The sequence below is a fragment of the Paenibacillus tyrphae genome (assembly GCF_024158745.1).
Classification (GTDB): domain Bacteria; phylum Bacillota; class Bacilli; order Paenibacillales; family NBRC-103111; genus Paenibacillus_G; species Paenibacillus_G tyrfis_A.
In genome coordinates, this window is record NZ_JAMZAW010000002.1 from 363879 (window position 1) to 378551 (window position 14673).

Below are 14673 nucleotides of genomic sequence, written 5' to 3' on the forward strand. Positions count from 1 at the left end.
TTTTGAAACTAGACGAGCAACTTAAATCATTATTCGATGAAGTTGGGGAACGCTGCCCTTATAAATTAGCCCAACACCTCGGAATCACTCTCCATTATCTTGATCTTGGGGAACATGTATGCGGATTCTATCAAAATAGCCCTCTTGGAGGTCGTTATATAGTTCTCAATTCATGTCTTGATATGGATGAGATGCAAACTACAACGTATCTTCTGCTCCAGCATCACCAAGCACACGGAGAACTGAACTTGTCATTAGGTTGGAACGATATCAATACCTTCAAACGTGTCGAGAGAGAATCCGTCAAATACCTTAGGATGGTTGTCGATGCATTCTTGGCAATTAAAGTAAAAAAACAGACATAAATAAAGCGGCCAGCGGCCGCTTATTTTTATTTCATGAGCTCATCCGGAATATCCGGTGCATTACAACCAAGAAAGCAACCAGTCTTTGCTAAGCGTTTTGAGAACCAAGTGATAATTGCGTCTGTTGATTTGAATAATGCTGTCTTCATTTCATTGGCTCCTTCATAGGTTTATTTTTCTAACCAATCCCTGAACAACCGGAGTAGTTGTAATAGATTGGATAAAAAACGCGGTGGTCAAGACTTCAGACTGAAAGAAAAGATTTGAAAGAACTATCAGTGCAGATATAAATTTGAGTCTGGGATAGTGTTCCTTTTTTATGTTACTTTTCTTAATTCCTGCAGGGGCATAAAGTAACAGTAAAATTATTGAAATCACATTTAATATAAGCCCATTATACCAATATTCGACATTATAGTACATTGAGATGAGCATAAAAAAAGACGTTACTAAACTGCACAGATTCGCCGAAGAAAAATGAACCCCTCCGCTATAATAGCGTAGTAAAGGGAATCCAAGTACTGCCAGAACAGCAGCTGAAAAATGATCACTAAGTCCTCCGATCAACAATACAATTATTACAGAAAACAACAAATTTATTAGGCCTATTAACCCAAATTTTAATACAGCGACTGACGATGATTCTGGATAATTTTTATTTATTTTAATTGCAAGAGATTCAGCGATGTTTTCTATTTTTAAACTCTTCATAGCGATCTCCTAGAAGTTCTTTGATGAGTTTCCTGTTTTGTTTAAAAGTATAGATAATGCTTACAAGCAAGCTTAAGAAGATAAAGACGATTATGTATGCATGGCTCGAATAAATCGTGAAACGCGTATTTGCGAATTCAAGAACAAGAAATCCAAGAGCTAAAATAGTGGTCCAAACAAAATTAGATGTCTTCAAAGCTTGCTTTCCTGTGAACCGGTCAGAAACAAACGCAAAGCCGCGGTTAAACTTTCGGAGTACGAAAGCCAGGAGAACACAAAGTGTGGTAGTAATAAGGTGGAGCACGACAAAGTGTAAGAGATCATTTGTCATTAAATCCATTGTACTGGCGCCGGTTTGGAGAGCAGTAATCGTTACAATGGAGTCTACCAACGAAACTCCGATCGATCCTGTGATTCCAAAAATAAAAGCATATAAAACTGGATACCTTCTAAAAACAACTAAACAAATAATATATACGAGAACTTGACTAATTAAGAAATACGATGATTCCATTACGAATTTAAAATAATAATTTACGGCACCGACGATGAGGGATAGAATCAAAATCTGTTTATGGTTCCGTCTAATGTTAATCTTAAAAATCGCAAAATTTAACACAACCATGGATACGAAGAAGAATATTGTGATTACGAGTTCGACCCAAATTCTAACTTCCACTTATGCATCAGTCTCCCCATGCTTTTTCTTTGGATTCGGTTGATTTTTAAGGAGTATCCACGTCTTACCTATTTGAAAGGCCTCACATTTACCTTGCCTGCATAATTTCTTTATGTGGTCCTGGGATAGACCCCACAGTTTATGAGCTTCCTCTGTTCCCATTAAAAGCTCTTGAATCTTGCTTAATTTCAACATTTGAGCCCCCTAACCTATTGGAATTATTGACCGATATCGGTCATTCAATTATGATACTATCATGACCGATATCGGTCGTCAATACACAAGAAAGAAGTGAGCTGATGCCGCATTTCATCACGGTTTTGATCGTAGCTATTCTCCCCATAATCAGCATTTTTGAAGTCCGAAAACTCAAGTCAAATATAAGCGATCGAACCAAGGAATCGGCTTACTGGAGAATATACTTTTGGTACGTCGTTACATCTGTTCTGATCACATTTGACCGGCCAATTTCTGAGTTATTCTATCATACTGGTTCAATCGAATTGCCAACAATTATAAATCTCATACTGTGGACAGTTGTGAGTTACCACATCTTTATGCTCGTTGTTCCTACCGTTCTAGTATGTTCCAGCAAGCGAATGCAACAAGCGACTCGAGCTGCATATGAGGAAAAAGAGTACATGTTCCCACGCTCCGGGAAGAGCCTGATCATGTTTACCGCTCTGGCGTTCATTGTTGGGGTCTCTGAGGAACTGATCTTTCGGGGATACCTATACTCCTATATGCAGGAATACTGGGGCGCATCAGCCCTTCTGAGCCTTATCATCGTGAATGTGTTATTCGGCCTTCTCCACTTCCATCAAGGGCGCTCAGCTATGATCGACACTGCAACACTCGGTTTCGCTATGAGCCAGCTTTACATCCAAAGCGGAAGTCTGCTGCTGCCGATCATATTTCATATCCTGTACGATCTGAAAATAGTCATCGTCACCCGGAAACTAGGAATGCACAAGACCCACCAGCCAATTTAATGACGGTGGGTCTATGTTACAAAATAAATTCCACAAAAGCCGGCTGCCGCAGCATGCCTGCCTTTGTCCAGTTCCTTGTCTTTACCCGGGCCCGTATCTTCGGCTCCAGGTACACAAAATCGCCGCTCTCCCCGGTAACCAGTTGCTTACTAACTCCATAGAAAGCACGGGCTGCTGCAGGAGTCACACCAAGCTCCACAATCCCCGCGGGTCGGAGGCGTCCTTCTTCCTGAACGTGAACGAGCCAACCCAACTCTGATTTTCTGTAGCCAGCAATAAAAACGTCATGATATTCCCATCGAATGATCTTCAACCAATCAGGGGATCGCCGGCCGACATAGCTGCTCCCTTTCACTTTCCCGACTATCCCTTCCCATTTTCGTGCCGCGACAAGGTCAAATAAATCCATTCCCCTGCCTTCCACATATGAAATGAGGGTAAAGTACTCGTTCGGATGCAAAACTTCAGCAAGAATTCGTTTCCGCTCCATAAGAGGCATTGCGCGTAGGTCTTGACCATTCAACTGCAGTATATCAAAAACAACAAAGTTTACGGGCCTTCTTTCCGCGGTGCCATGGATCCGGTCTTCCTTCTTCAATTGGAACCTTTCCATAACCCGTTCGAAGTCAAATATGCCTGTCTCGGGATCCACAGAAGCTACTTCACCGTCCAGGATCAGCTCATCAGCATCTGTCGGAACGCTCCAGAGCTCCGGATACTGTCGCGTACAGTCGTTCCGGTGCCGTGTAAAAAGGCGCACCTGGTCGCCTGAAAAATGTAACTGCAATCGGTGTCCGTCTATCTTCGGTTCAAAAATATGTGCCGCGGAGTCGAAGGCTTCTGCCCTCGTTTCAAGCAGCATCGGCTCTAAAAACATAACCATCACCTATGTAAAATAGTAACGGTTCCATATCCAAACGGAAATAGTAGATTACTGGGGAATGTATGATGTATAATATTTCCTGTACAATAGAACGGCTTGCAAGGGCGGTCGGCTAGCCTCTCGGAAGGGAGGTGATGCCTGTGGAGGTTAAAGACACTTTGACGCTCATGATTAGTTTCGGTTCGCTTATCATCGCGCTGCTGACGCTGATTGTGACCATCGTCTTGGTGCTTATCCAAAACAAAAAGAAATAGACCGCCCCCTGGTAAGGTACGGTCTATTCTGATCAACCCTTATTGAGCCGACCGCCTTTGAAGCGGCCTACTGTACTATAGGAGTCGTGTTAGCCGCACGGCTCCTTATTTATTCTTATGATACAACTTCTTTTTCATACCTGCAACCCCAATAAACTCGTGCTGCTTAAGGTTTTACTTTATTAGCCTTCAGTCCGGTTGAGTCTTTAAGATTTTTATAAATAGCAGGATGGAAGTGGTATTGTGTAGCAATATTAAACGATCTCTTGTAGTCCGCCATCGCCATGTCTTTAAACTTCTTAAAATCTACTTTTTCAGCAGTTTCTTTATCCCAGCCAATCTTAACAGCCAGAGCCTCATTACTTTTTCCGTATTGATCAGTGAACGAAGTATACCCCCAAAGAGTTACTTCTTTGATATTCGGGTGCTTAAATAAAATTTCGCCGTAATAAACAATGGAGTGTGCCATTTTTTCTGCGAAATCTGTTTCATCCCATACAGTGCCGGGATCTAATCTGATATTAATAATTTTACTAGTTTCTGAATCGCCTCTTACTTCAATTGCCTTTAATGTTTTATCGTCAAGCTTTATATATCCAATACCTTTAAGATCACTCAGTGCCGTTTTAATTGTCTCTTCAGATATTTCAACATCCGGCCATTTCTTGGTTTCTTCCTTCTTTGGTTCTTCCTTTTTGGGCTCTTCTTTTTTCACTTCTTCCTTCTTACCTTCTGAGGCATCTTTCTGTGCTTTGTCCTCGACTTTTTGTTCGGACGTTACAGGTGCAGACGCTTCTTTCACAACATTCTTATCTCTGGTCATATTCGCAATAACACCAAGGGCACAAAATACCGCCCATATGACACCAAAGGTTTTTCCCACTGCGCGAAGATGGTTCCACCTCAAAAATATCATTACATACGGAATAAAAATCCATCCCAGAACTCTAAGGAACGCCACTTACTTTATCCCCCTTGTCGAAGAAATGATTGGTATATATAGGATAATTGTACCACAAATAATGACAAGGGCTTTCTAAAGAAATCTTTATATAGTTTTCAAGACCCACGAAAAAAACAATTGATAATAAGGCCAAGATTCCAATTAACTCCTTCAATCCAACGATACCCACCGCGGCGGCGGTGGTGACTCTGGCTCCCATCCCCGAATAACGCGCAACTCGCCTTTGCCTAGTTCGACATACCCATCTCTCACAAGGGCTTTTATGATCGCCCGAAGCTCCTCAATGGACCGCCCTGAGATCCGGCATATCTTCGCCGCATCCGGCTGCACCCATTCGCTTTTGTATTGGTTCCACAAGATTCTTAGAATCTTCCTTTCAATATCGCTCAACATTGAACTCAACCCTGATCACGTCGCGAAACTGGATCAACTCCCAACTTTGGCCTGTCTGAACTTTTACGAGACGGTACTGCGGATCAAGCCCCGTTACAATCCCGACGATTTTCTTGTTCTCGTATTCGTCAAAAAGCGTGATCTCAACGTCCAACGTGTTCGAAAGTGATGCCCGCAGCCGGCCGAATAGTTCCTGCTGCTCTTCTTCCGTCATCTCTGGCCGCACCTGTTTCTTCGCTTCTTTCCGCTGTAGAATAGAGCTCTCACGATGCTGGGGAATCATCATCCTCGTCGATTCCCATAGTCCGTTTCCATTCAGTTTGATGCTCATGATGTCACCCTCCATGTAAGAACGTTTGTTTGTATTATATGCAAACAAAATGCGAACATGCAACAAAAAAACGCCGCGGTTACTCGCCGGCGTTTTCTTCGTCTGGCTTATGCTCAATCACATCATTTGGTTGCACTCGAAAGTAAGTACATATCTTATCAATAACTTCCATTGACACATACTCCCCTTTCCCCATCTTGGCAACTGTTGACGGCCCGAAGCCGAGTGCATGACGAAGATCTTGTTTCTGCATGTTGTGCTTTGCTAGTAACACCCAAAGTGGTTTATATGAAAACATTAAAATCCACCTTTCCGTACTTTATATTCAAATAATAATAAAATAAATACAGGAAGTCAAATATTTTGATTGACGTAAAATACAGATAATGATATATTAATTACAGGAAGTGAAACATTAACTTCCTGAAAGGGTGATTAAATGAAAGATTGGGTACTTCTTCTTACGGCTTTCGTTCAACTACTCACAGCAATTATCACACTACAAAATGGCCGAAAGAAAAGCAAAAAAAGGAACCCCACGCCGCGCAGCCCGCAAACGTAAATAGGTTCCCTAGAGAGGGTCGGATGCACCCGGCCCTCTCACCCAATCTTAACATAAAGTAATGTCAAAATAAATGGAGGGATTAGGAATGGACAAGCTCTTTTGGGTCGTCTGGGTTCTGGTTTTAGTCCTCTCGGTAGCTGGTCTCATTAAGGTGTTGCGGAATCGGAAATAACGAACATGGGAGGTATACGGTATGACGTTTCAAGAAGCACAAGAAATGGTGTTGTCGCAATTGAGAGTTCGGGTTTGGGAAAAGCAATGGGGTGACATCGAAATGGATTATGTTCGGTATTTTGACGATATAGAGGCCATCGAAGCCTTCAGGAAAGAAACCGGATTCCGTATAGAGATTCTATAACGTAGGCCCTTCGGGGCCTCCATGACGAGGAGGGGAAACATGGCCGAAGAGATGCTGACGCTCCGGAATGATCTTCTGGAGCTTCAAAAGTTTTGGGGGGCGGAGGCCTTAGAACGGCCTGACGAAGCCGGTATTGAGTACGCGAAGGGAGTGAGCTACGGGTTCAAGATTGCAGCGGCTATCGTTGAAACGAAGGAACAAAAATAGCTCGGGGCTTCGGCCCCTTCAAAACATCGTCGGCGGACGGTAAACGCTAGGAGGACAAAATGTGGATCGTATCAACGGATGAGTTCGACGCTACTACGCAAGAGTTTGAAGACGAGCGTATGGCACGCCATGTATATCAGGAGTATATTACAGAGCGTCATTTTAGCGGTGGATCTTACCGCGTCTACTTGGCGGAAGTCAAGGAATACGACGGGGGTCCTGCGGATTGGAAAAGAGGAAGCTCCGCCTGACGATGGCCCGCGCGGAATGGGCCGAAACCTACCGGCACAAGCTGCTGAACGTAAAAAATCCCCACCGGCTCCGTAAGGCTGGCGGGGATTTTGTTGGATTGATCTGTACTTTAACTGAGAGGGTAATTACTCCTTAATATGCAAAATATATACGTACTCTAGTGACCTATTTTCGTAAACTCCAATCCTCGCCGTACCATCTCCGACTGATTTGATGGTTACTCGACCTGTTCGATGATTAATCTTAATATTGCCAGAATTTGTATTGTATGTGAATCTATCCGGATCAGGCAAGTCGAAACGATCACCCACGCGTAAATTCCATACGTCAATGTACTCTGTCTTTGCTGGCGCGATAATCTCTTGGGAAACACTACTTGTTGAGCTAATTTCGCGCGGTTGAATTTGTTCGGCGCTTGCAGCAGAAGTAATGGAAGTGATGGCTAATGCTGAAAGTAAAGTCAAGGATGCAATTTTTTTCATGACAATCGCTCCTTTATCTTTTTTTGTTCAGTTAATCTGAACAAGATCAACAATACAATATTTAACATTAGCTTTTGACCATTTTGATTATCTGGCAGAAAAACGGTATTATCCTGAACAAAATTAGTCGAACTTTCCAAAAATCTTGTCGGATGCATTTAACTGCTTTGATGCCGCTTCAACTCGTTCATAACCTCTCGCATATGCCGCCCTATCTTTATAACTGCCCGCGCTTCCTTGCGGTTATTAGCGATTTTCTGTTCCCGTATCCCTCGTCCCCGTATTTCTTTCTGTACAGCAGCCAACTCATCCGTAACGGGGCTTTCTTTTTCGAGTAAACACGAGGGAATTCAACAATTTTGACGAAAATTATTAAGTTTCAAAATAGTCCATTGTTACTATTAACTTTTTTGGAATATTTTACTATTATAATCAAGGATACACTTTTTACTCCGAGTATAAAAACAAGGAGGTTTCAAAAGAAATAGTTTTAAAGTGAGAAAATTAAACTTTACTGAACGGAGACAACACATCATGAGTAAGAAAGCATTGGTTGTAGATCTTATCATTACCACTATTTTGTATATCTTCTGTATAGTCTGGATGCAACGTGCAAACGTATCAGGAGATGTCTTTTGGCCTGCTGTAATTTTTGTAGGCATCGTGATATTGGTTAGGATTTACAACGGATTTTTGAAAAAGAAAAAATAATTCGTAGTGGGAGGAACTTTTATTATGAAAAAAGGAAGTTTGATCGTCGCTGCAACACTTGCTTTGACTGTAAGTGCCTTTTCCCCTATCTCTTCGTTGGCGTCTGCTGAACCAGTCCAACAAGCCGCAGCGTTAGAATCCTATCAATATGTAGGTACGATGTCGGGCCACACGCAAGCGGCCAGAGATGCTGCAGCACTTGCGGCAACACTTGCGGGTTCTATTCCCGGTCTTGGGTGGACAGCTAAGGTGGTAATGACTTTGACAGGGTATGGTGCAAATCAAAGTATTCCTGCAGCTTACTACACATACGACTTATACCAAAAAGGATTTATGACTGAAAATTGGTATCAATATTCGGTGGTTCGATTCTACGAAGATAAAGAGCACACTAAGCCAATGGGAGAGTCATGGACATCTAATCCGGTTCATATCGACTTGCCCAACAGTGTGTTGCCCTTACAATAGATTAATAAGTTTGCAACAAAAAACCCCCGTTGGCTAACGGGGGTTTTCACTTTAACTATCCCCTCTGGTCTAGGGGAATTGCTGCTGGATTCTCCGCGTCTACATCAATCCCCTGAGTACGTGCATTGATCACGGCCAACACATGCGTATATTCCCCAGCCGTCAGAGTTCGATCAAGAACCTTCTGGCACCATTGCCATTCTATTTCCCCCTTGTTATATGCTGCCCCTAAAATGTTGTATGCTTGTTTCCAGAACCAATCGTCCGCTTTGATTGCCATATTATCCACATCCTCGTCAGTAATTTCGCAATAAAGTTCAAGGTATTCCCCGGGATCAACATGCGCGCCGTAACCGTAACTTGGCGTGTCCTTGGACCGGACTTCGTAATGCAGATGGGACCCGGTGCTGCGGCCGGTCGTCCCTTGGTACCCGACGATATTTCCTTTGGAGATCGTCTGGCCTTTTTGGGCGGCCACCGAATCAAGATGGCAATAGCAATGGACATACCCCTTTTTATCCCGCAGCGCGACCACGTTTCCATAGCCACCGAATCCTGTGCCCGCAACGCCTTCGCCGGCAAAAAGAATAACCCCACCAACAAAGGCGGGGATTGGAAAACGATGATATTTGACGAGGTCGATGCCCGTGTGAAATACTCGGCTGCCGGTGAATGGATCGGACCGGTATCCGTACGGGCTTGTTATTTTCCAGCCTTCGAAAACGTTCATATTGTCGCTCGCCTCCTACTGTTCCGGCAGGCCAGACGCCCGGCGCAATGCATTTGCAAGCGTCCGCTGCCAATCTCGGAGTTTTACTGCGGTTTCCGCTCCTTCGGTGTCTCCAGCAGCGAGTGCCGCCTGATATGATGCCTCATGCGTCGCATATGCCGGCTTGAGATAGCCGTCAATGATATTGTTTGCGATTTCTGCTTTCAGCACCGGTTCGTTGACCTCCTCTAATGTGTATCCTTGTTTCGCATTACTTCTTAGCCTCGAAATCAGGCTCTCCGCATAGTTTGGGTCAGCTGCCCATCCTTGCCGCGCAATTTCACGTATCTGCCCCTCTTCTGTCCGCTGGAGCCTCACTCCGGCATACCGTGGATTGCGCTGGATGAAATCAACATACCCGACAACTGGGTCGTCGTATCGGACGTAATAGCCGCCTTCGCTCGCAGGGCGAGCTGTGCCTTTCATAGATTCGGGATATTGCGGCGTCCAAGTTTGGCCCGCGATATTTCTATTTTCGGTGAAGTTTCTACTTTGAAAATAACCGGTTTCCCATTGCCATTGAGCAAAAATGACTGTAGCAAACCAGCCGGTTTGACGGCTGGCCTCCTTCGCTTTCTCCCACCAATGATTTGTGTCAAACATTGTCCGCTTGCTCCTCTCGCTTCTGATGATGCCGCACCCGTTCCATTGCCTCCTCGAAGGATTCGCCATCTTGCGGAATCGGATTGCAGTCGGGCCGCGCCAGCTTCTGCATCATGAATTCGCCCAAGGGTAGATTATGGATACCGGTTCCGCCGTCTACTTCATCACTAGTGCCTGTATGATGGTCTTGACAGAGAACCATCATATTTCGAATATCGTCGATCGATGTGATCGGGCTGTGTTTCAGCAGCTTGCCATACCCGTACACGTCCCACTCCTCGCAAAACTCTTTCAATTTCTCGAAGTCTACGAGATTCGCGAACATATGATATATCCGGTGGTGCACCTGCAGCTCGTCTGTCCTCCCGCAAATGTAGCAGCGATAGAGGCCGTCTTCCTTTAGCCGGTGTTTAACTGCTCGGAACTCGGGAGTCTCCTCTCGTTCGGCCTTGTCCGGGTCAATGACAAACACACGCAGCGTGCGCTTTTCAATGTGCGCTGGTATCATTCCGTTTCCCCTTTCTCACAGGTGGGCTAATAGATTTTTGTTGCATTTGGGCTGCTGCAGCTGCGACGAGAAACGAATTTGCGAAAGTCAGAGCATATACCCGCCAATCCGTCACACTAGAGCCGGTAGCAAATTGTGCAGCCAACAGCACGAAGAAAGCCACCATAACGGCGAATATATCCGTTGGGACCTTCAGGTACTCATCTAGCAAACTCTTGCTGTATTGAACAATGAAAAAGGTCAACAAAGAAGCCCCTCCCATAGCGGAAAGAGCCTCCCATGTGAAGAACTGGCTTTCTTTCATTTCCTATGCGCCTCCCTTGAGCTTCCAGAAAAATGCGATAGCCGTAAAGAACAGTCCGACAGCGCTAAGGGTGATACCAATAAGCCACCGCTGTCCCGATCGAATTTCTTTCTGGTCCTCATCGATTTTTTTGTCCGTCGCATCCAGGCGCCTCACGACTTCATCCAACCTATGATGCGCCGACTTGGCGCGCTGATCCGCTTCCTTTGCGATGTCGTCGGATTTGTCCAGCTTTTCAACAAGTCTGTTCACGTTAGCTGTAAGCTCGTTTGTTGCTTTTGTGCTCGCCTCATGGAGCGCTTCAAGTCTGCCAAGCCTTCCAGATATCTCATTGAGTGCCCGAACTTCTGTATCACTCATTTCCTACTCCTTCCCGCCCGTTCAGGCAATAAAAATAGCCCCGAAACAGCTCGGAGCTCATTTGAACTTCTTCAGATAATCTGTGAATTTCAGGCGCATTCTTTCATGGCCAACTTCGTTCGGGTGGGTGCCGTCTTTCGTTGTGCCTACATCCCATTTGTTACCGTCCTTCGGATGCTGGACGGCGGACGCGGTATCGATTGTACCAGTGAGCAGGCCCGGTGCAGGATTTGACAGGAGCCAAGCATTTGCTTGATCCCTATCAGCTCCCTTTGCGAACTTTGCGTTTACGGGGGTTTGGTTCTCATGGGTCGCCCAATTATCCGTTGAGGTAGTTCGCGGCGGAATCGTGAACTGGTAGATTTCCTCTATGCCGAAGTCCCGAAGGAGCTGCCACGTCGCTGAGATATCCGCTTTGAACTGATCAAATGATTTCCCCATAAGGTCATTCGTACCATAGTGAACAAAAGCTCGACGCCCGTATTTCAGAAGGCCGACTCGGAACATGGCTTTTCCGTTAGCACGGAAGTCGTAGCTGCTTTCCCCGCCTTTTGCAACACGTATCCATGGAAAATCGGCCCCGAGTCCCGCAGCGATAAATCCGCGGTCTTGGGGATTGTCTCCAGCGCCTTGGCCGATGGAATCAGCAACTATGATGTTTCCGGGGGCATCAGAAGGCCCTACAATCGCAATGGGGTGATATACAAACTGGCCGTGTGTATCTGGTGCCCCAGAATCCACTATGTCTGCATTTTTCAGCCCTTCCCCGCGAGAATTGTACGCGACCAGGCCCCTCGGAAACTTCTCGCCTTCGGCTACCTTCACGCAAGTATACATATAGAATCCAGTGCCTTTTTTCCCGTTGACACTCACAAGATCGGATAGTTGTTTTGCTCCGGGGTCAAGAATGAATGTTCTACTTCCGCTTGATGTGTAGACTGGAATTCGCTTAGTACTCCCGATCGGGTACTCAATGGCTGCGCTGACCGAAATTTTATTCGGAACCGGAACATCTTGGTCATAAAAATTCCCGAAAATAACAGCGATTTCAGGTCGATCCTCGGTAAATTCGTGATATGTTTTGGATGTCTGCTCTTTCACTACAGGATCGTCTGCTTTGGTCGGATATACTCCATTGCATAAATGACTGCCGCGGGTCGCCACGGCTTGAATCGAACGTGCTGGTACGCTTCGCGGTTTACTTTCTGGATCTTCTGGATCAAATGTTTCGTACATCTCTCCAGGCGCAATTAGTTTGCCGTAAGCATCATAAACATAGCATCCTTTTTTATTTATCCTTAGCATAAACACACCTCATAAAAAAATTAGCTCCGATCGGTTCGGGGCCAATCACTATTTTACTATCGGCCTGTATGCCGGATCTTCAGCAGTCTTCAAAGCTACGATGTCGTCGTACTCTTTTTGGGTGATCCAACCCTGTGCGAGTGCCCTATCCAAGTCGTCAACGTAATAATTTCTCGCAGCATAACCTGCCACGTCAGAATGATAGCTCTCCGGAATGCCCTTGAAACCATCCCGGGGCGTAAAGCGCTCCTTTCCGAAAATATTGATGTTTCGCGAGTACGTGGAGACGAGAAACGGTAAGTTTGCCATGATGATCTACTCTCCTTTGGTCATGATGTATTCCATAAACGCCTGTAAATCGGCGCTGACGGCAGCGGCTTGTTCTTCTTGTTGTTTCAGTTTCAAAGCCAGCTCGACATTCGCTTTGTTGAGCTCGTCAATAATCTGCTTGTCTGTCTTCCTGAGAAGATCCCGCTTGTCCGTGAATAATTTCGGATCAAATGGATCTCCGGGACGAAAATCTCCTTTCGAGGTCGAAACGTAATACCGTGTCTCATAAAGGATCGTTTCATCCTCTAGTGGATCACCCTTTTCGTCGTATCCCGTGATGGTTTTGAATCGAGCTGTTTCAACCTGTTCTGAACGGATCGTTCCATCGTCGGTGACTAGAATGTTGAGTGTGACTCCGCGGGCGGATCCTGTCGATCCGATGACATCTTGACCATCAATGGTCTGCACATTATCAACGAAGCCCGCATACTTGCCGCTTTTGTATAGAATCGCAATCATGCTCGAATCACTCCCCCGGCATACTGATTTTCCAAAGTCGCTCCTGCTGGCTGCGACCCGTTCTTTCCGATAGTTCCGGCCGTATCGGCAACGAGCCCATATGTGTTGTTCGCTCCCGTATTGCTATCGCTGTATACTCGTGCCCTTCGAGAAAAAATGGCCGCGGAGCGATTCGATATTTCGCAGAATCCGACATGCACAGAGGAAGCGACGACATACACCCCTTCGTATGGTGCATTTGTGACCATGCGCATTCTCTGAATATCTACATGCACCGCGCTCGAGACCTCAATACACTTACGGGATATGCTGTTTAGTCGGAGACCTTGAAGCCATACCCCACAGCTAGTACTATAAACGCCAATGCTCAACAGTTGTCTGCTGTCACTAACAACGGTGTCGCCATTGATAATAATTTGTCCCCTACCCATGAACCCACTAAGCACTACATCTTCGCTATATGTTCCAGCAGCTACTACAATCGTTACCGTATGATTAACGATTTGCGGAATCCGATTAATTGCTGTTTGGATACTTCGGAGCGCTGTGCCTGCCGTTAAGCCATCATTCCCATCATTTCCGGAAGGAGAAACGTACAAAGTGATATTCCCACTTGTCGCTGATAAAACTCCGTCATCTAGCGAACCGCCTGCTAATACCAATCGGTTAGTGGTACCAGAAGGCTGCGACCCTTCTATGCCCATGCTCGCTCCATGGGCACATTGGATACCGTACACGTTGCCCGTGCCCGAACAAAATCCGACGTGTACCTTACTTGCGTAATCGGCAACAATAGCGGATCTCTTTGACGAAATCACAGCCGAATAGATAAACGCAGTTGATTTTTCAACATATATGCCATCATAAGACGTATCAACAGTCACCGATTTCGGAGCACTCATTTGTAGGCTTGTGCACCCACGAATATAGAAGGCACAACCAAATACGCTATGCTTTCCATTCGCTTCGGCCGTATCGAAATGAGTGCGTACCGTCACACCGTCGAACGCAAATGCTCTTGCCGTATAATAGGATGTTGAGTCAGTCCCCTTAATCCAAAGCGCACTTCCGCCGGAAAAGCCAGAAATCGTAACCTCTTCATTGTAGGTGCCTGCTGCAATAATGATCTCACATACGTGATTAATGACTTGTGGCAAGCTGTTTACAGCCTTTTGGATCGTCTTGAATGCTGTGGCTGCTGTTTTTCCGTCATTCGCATCGTTGCCTGTTGAGCCGTTGACATAGAGTTTCAGAGGCGTAGTGGTTTTCGTTGGAGTCGCTGCCAGTTTGTCGTTAACTTTTTTCAACTCTGTGTCGGCAGCATCCCAGTTCTCGTTCTGATCTCTAATATCATAATTATCGATTAGCCTATCCGGCTTTTTGAAGTTATAGTTTGTAGAGTATTGCACTTCTTTCACCT

23 protein-coding genes are annotated in these 14673 nt (G+C 45.4%); 7 read left to right on the forward strand and 16 right to left on the reverse strand.

Annotation, left to right across the window (positions count from 1 at the left end):
* The first annotated feature begins 2 nt into the window (after window positions 1–2).
* The gene (locus NI000_RS04325) at window positions 3–365 is read left to right on the forward strand and encodes a hypothetical protein (RefSeq protein ID WP_253408050.1); all 363 of its coding nucleotides are present in this window, start codon (window positions 3–5) and stop codon (window positions 363–365) included.
* 26 nt (window positions 366–391) lie between these two features.
* Here NI000_RS04325 and NI000_RS36695 read toward each other — a convergent pair whose 3' ends face one another.
* Entirely contained in the window at window positions 392–514 is a 123-nt protein-coding gene (locus NI000_RS36695) for a hypothetical protein (RefSeq protein WP_272942346.1), read from the reverse strand.
* A gap of 13 nt (window positions 515–527) precedes the next feature.
* Window positions 528–1076, reverse strand: a complete 549-nt coding sequence (locus tag NI000_RS04330) for an accessory gene regulator B family protein (RefSeq protein ID WP_253408051.1) — start codon at window positions 1074–1076, stop codon at window positions 528–530.
* 978 nt (window positions 1077–2054) lie between these two features.
* Here NI000_RS04330 and NI000_RS04335 point away from each other — a divergent pair.
* Window positions 2055–2747 (forward strand): CPBP family intramembrane glutamic endopeptidase, encoded by a 693-nt coding sequence (locus NI000_RS04335; RefSeq protein ID WP_253408052.1) that lies wholly within the window; start codon window positions 2055–2057, stop codon window positions 2745–2747.
* Window positions 2748–2763: 16 nt separating this feature from the next.
* Here NI000_RS04335 and NI000_RS04340 read toward each other — a convergent pair whose 3' ends face one another.
* Entirely contained in the window at window positions 2764–3624 is an 861-nt protein-coding gene (locus NI000_RS04340; RefSeq protein ID WP_253408053.1) for an ATP-dependent DNA ligase, read from the reverse strand.
* A gap of 140 nt (window positions 3625–3764) precedes the next feature.
* On the opposite strand from NI000_RS04340, the gene NI000_RS04345 reads away from it, so the two are divergent.
* Window positions 3765–3884 (forward strand): putative holin-like toxin, encoded by a 120-nt coding sequence (locus NI000_RS04345; RefSeq protein WP_301292321.1) that lies wholly within the window; start codon window positions 3765–3767, stop codon window positions 3882–3884.
* A 166-nt stretch (window positions 3885–4050) separates the two neighbouring features.
* Here the strand turns inward: NI000_RS04345 and NI000_RS04350 are convergent, their stop codons facing one another.
* The 3 genes from NI000_RS04350 to NI000_RS04360 form a co-directional block, all read right to left on the reverse strand.
* Complete coding sequence (locus NI000_RS04350) at window positions 4051–4845, reverse strand: hypothetical protein (protein WP_253408055.1); 795 nt, start codon at window positions 4843–4845, stop codon at window positions 4051–4053.
* A 379-nt stretch (window positions 4846–5224) separates the two neighbouring features.
* Complete coding sequence (locus NI000_RS04355; protein ID WP_253408058.1) at window positions 5225–5572, reverse strand: YolD-like family protein; 348 nt, start codon at window positions 5570–5572, stop codon at window positions 5225–5227.
* Between the two features lie 79 nt (window positions 5573–5651).
* Entirely contained in the window at window positions 5652–5870 is a 219-nt protein-coding gene (locus tag NI000_RS04360; protein ID WP_253408060.1) for a helix-turn-helix domain-containing protein, read from the reverse strand.
* A 460-nt stretch (window positions 5871–6330) separates the two neighbouring features.
* Here NI000_RS04360 and NI000_RS04365 point away from each other — a divergent pair, with 460 nt between their 5' ends.
* From NI000_RS04365 to NI000_RS04375, 3 genes are read left to right on the forward strand one after another with little or no spacing between them, the layout of a single operon-like run.
* On the forward strand, window positions 6331–6495 hold the full coding sequence (locus tag NI000_RS04365) for a hypothetical protein (RefSeq protein WP_253408062.1): 165 nt from the start codon (window positions 6331–6333) through the stop codon (window positions 6493–6495).
* Window positions 6496–6534: 39 nt separating this feature from the next.
* Window positions 6535–6702, forward strand: a complete 168-nt coding sequence (locus tag NI000_RS04370) for a hypothetical protein (RefSeq protein WP_253408064.1) — start codon at window positions 6535–6537, stop codon at window positions 6700–6702.
* 59 nt (window positions 6703–6761) lie between these two features.
* On the forward strand, window positions 6762–6953 hold the full coding sequence (locus tag NI000_RS04375) for a hypothetical protein (RefSeq protein ID WP_253408066.1): 192 nt from the start codon (window positions 6762–6764) through the stop codon (window positions 6951–6953).
* Window positions 6954–7079: 126 nt separating this feature from the next.
* Here NI000_RS04375 and NI000_RS04380 read toward each other — a convergent pair whose 3' ends face one another.
* The gene (locus NI000_RS04380; RefSeq protein ID WP_253408068.1) at window positions 7080–7436 is read right to left on the reverse strand and encodes a hypothetical protein; all 357 of its coding nucleotides are present in this window, start codon (window positions 7434–7436) and stop codon (window positions 7080–7082) included.
* A 735-nt stretch (window positions 7437–8171) separates the two neighbouring features.
* Between NI000_RS04380 and NI000_RS04385 the strand changes: the two genes are divergently transcribed.
* A complete protein-coding gene (locus NI000_RS04385) occupies window positions 8172–8615 on the forward strand; it encodes a hypothetical protein (protein ID WP_253408070.1) in 444 nt (147 codons plus the stop codon).
* Window positions 8616–8670: 55 nt separating this feature from the next.
* On the opposite strand, the gene NI000_RS04390 is transcribed toward NI000_RS04385, so the two are convergent.
* The 9 genes from NI000_RS04390 to NI000_RS04430 all read right to left on the reverse strand — a co-directional run bounded on the left by NI000_RS04390 (window position 8671) and on the right by NI000_RS04430 (window position 14671).
* Window positions 8671–9345, reverse strand: coding sequence for a M23 family metallopeptidase (locus NI000_RS04390; RefSeq protein WP_253408072.1), 675 nt, complete (start codon window positions 9343–9345; stop codon window positions 8671–8673).
* 15 nt (window positions 9346–9360) lie between these two features.
* Complete coding sequence (locus NI000_RS04395; RefSeq protein WP_253408074.1) at window positions 9361–9987, reverse strand: glucosaminidase domain-containing protein; 627 nt, start codon at window positions 9985–9987, stop codon at window positions 9361–9363.
* Window positions 9980–10495, reverse strand: coding sequence for a hypothetical protein (locus NI000_RS04400; RefSeq protein WP_253408076.1), 516 nt, complete (start codon window positions 10493–10495; stop codon window positions 9980–9982). The genes NI000_RS04395 and NI000_RS04400 overlap by 8 nt, the downstream gene beginning before the upstream one ends.
* The gene (locus NI000_RS04405; RefSeq protein WP_253408078.1) at window positions 10476–10799 is read right to left on the reverse strand and encodes a hypothetical protein; all 324 of its coding nucleotides are present in this window, start codon (window positions 10797–10799) and stop codon (window positions 10476–10478) included. Before NI000_RS04405 ends, NI000_RS04400 begins: the two co-directional genes overlap by 20 nt.
* 3 nt (window positions 10800–10802) lie before the next feature.
* The gene (locus NI000_RS04410; RefSeq protein WP_253408080.1) at window positions 10803–11051 is read right to left on the reverse strand and encodes a hypothetical protein; all 249 of its coding nucleotides are present in this window, start codon (window positions 11049–11051) and stop codon (window positions 10803–10805) included.
* A 165-nt stretch (window positions 11052–11216) separates the two neighbouring features.
* Complete coding sequence (locus NI000_RS04415; protein ID WP_253408082.1) at window positions 11217–12464, reverse strand: SGNH/GDSL hydrolase family protein; 1248 nt, start codon at window positions 12462–12464, stop codon at window positions 11217–11219.
* A gap of 48 nt (window positions 12465–12512) precedes the next feature.
* Window positions 12513–12773: a hypothetical protein gene (locus tag NI000_RS04420; RefSeq protein WP_253408084.1), complete on the reverse strand. Its 261-nt coding sequence runs from the start codon at window positions 12771–12773 to the stop codon at window positions 12513–12515.
* 6 nt (window positions 12774–12779) lie between these two features.
* Entirely contained in the window at window positions 12780–13253 is a 474-nt protein-coding gene (locus NI000_RS04425; protein ID WP_253408086.1) for a hypothetical protein, read from the reverse strand.
* The gene (locus NI000_RS04430) at window positions 13250–14671 is read right to left on the reverse strand and encodes a hypothetical protein (RefSeq protein WP_253408088.1); all 1422 of its coding nucleotides are present in this window, start codon (window positions 14669–14671) and stop codon (window positions 13250–13252) included. Before NI000_RS04430 ends, NI000_RS04425 begins: the two co-directional genes overlap by 4 nt.
* Between the last annotated feature and the right edge of the window lie 2 nt (window positions 14672–14673).

Excerpts from the sequence above, each read along its gene's own strand:
- NI000_RS04340 (WP_253408053.1), bottom strand. The coding sequence starts at position 3,624 with ATGTTTTTAGAGCCGATGCTGCTTGAAACGAGGGCAGAAGCCTTCGAC.
- NI000_RS04420 (WP_253408084.1), bottom strand. The coding sequence starts at position 12,773 with ATGGCAAACTTACCGTTTCTCGTCTCCACGTACTCGCGAAACATCAAT.
- NI000_RS04330 (WP_253408051.1), bottom strand. The coding sequence starts at position 1,076 with ATGAAGAGTTTAAAAATAGAAAACATCGCTGAATCTCTTGCAATTAAA.
- NI000_RS04380 (WP_253408068.1), bottom strand. The coding sequence starts at position 7,436 with ATGAAAAAAATTGCATCCTTGACTTTACTTTCAGCATTAGCCATCACT.
- NI000_RS04415 (WP_253408082.1), bottom strand. The coding sequence starts at position 12,464 with ATGCTAAGGATAAATAAAAAAGGATGCTATGTTTATGATGCTTACGGC.
- NI000_RS04335 (WP_253408052.1), top strand. The coding sequence starts at position 2,055 with ATGCCGCATTTCATCACGGTTTTGATCGTAGCTATTCTCCCCATAATC.
- NI000_RS04355 (WP_253408058.1), bottom strand. The coding sequence starts at position 5,572 with ATGAGCATCAAACTGAATGGAAACGGACTATGGGAATCGACGAGGATG.
- NI000_RS04370 (WP_253408064.1), top strand. The coding sequence starts at position 6,535 with ATGGCCGAAGAGATGCTGACGCTCCGGAATGATCTTCTGGAGCTTCAA.
- NI000_RS04345 (WP_301292321.1), top strand. The coding sequence starts at position 3,765 with ATGCCTGTGGAGGTTAAAGACACTTTGACGCTCATGATTAGTTTCGGT.
- NI000_RS04400 (WP_253408076.1), bottom strand. The coding sequence starts at position 10,495 with ATGATACCAGCGCACATTGAAAAGCGCACGCTGCGTGTGTTTGTCATT.
- NI000_RS04375 (WP_253408066.1), top strand. The coding sequence starts at position 6,762 with ATGTGGATCGTATCAACGGATGAGTTCGACGCTACTACGCAAGAGTTT.
- NI000_RS04405 (WP_253408078.1), bottom strand. The coding sequence starts at position 10,799 with ATGAAAGAAAGCCAGTTCTTCACATGGGAGGCTCTTTCCGCTATGGGA.
- NI000_RS04385 (WP_253408070.1), top strand. The coding sequence starts at position 8,172 with ATGAAAAAAGGAAGTTTGATCGTCGCTGCAACACTTGCTTTGACTGTA.
- NI000_RS04360 (WP_253408060.1), bottom strand. The coding sequence starts at position 5,870 with ATGTTTTCATATAAACCACTTTGGGTGTTACTAGCAAAGCACAACATG.
- NI000_RS04395 (WP_253408074.1), bottom strand. The coding sequence starts at position 9,987 with ATGTTTGACACAAATCATTGGTGGGAGAAAGCGAAGGAGGCCAGCCGT.
- NI000_RS04390 (WP_253408072.1), bottom strand. The coding sequence starts at position 9,345 with ATGAACGTTTTCGAAGGCTGGAAAATAACAAGCCCGTACGGATACCGG.
- NI000_RS36695 (WP_272942346.1), bottom strand. The coding sequence starts at position 514 with ATGAAGACAGCATTATTCAAATCAACAGACGCAATTATCACTTGGTTC.
- NI000_RS04425 (WP_253408086.1), bottom strand. The coding sequence starts at position 13,253 with ATGATTGCGATTCTATACAAAAGCGGCAAGTATGCGGGCTTCGTTGAT.
- NI000_RS04365 (WP_253408062.1), top strand. The coding sequence starts at position 6,331 with ATGACGTTTCAAGAAGCACAAGAAATGGTGTTGTCGCAATTGAGAGTT.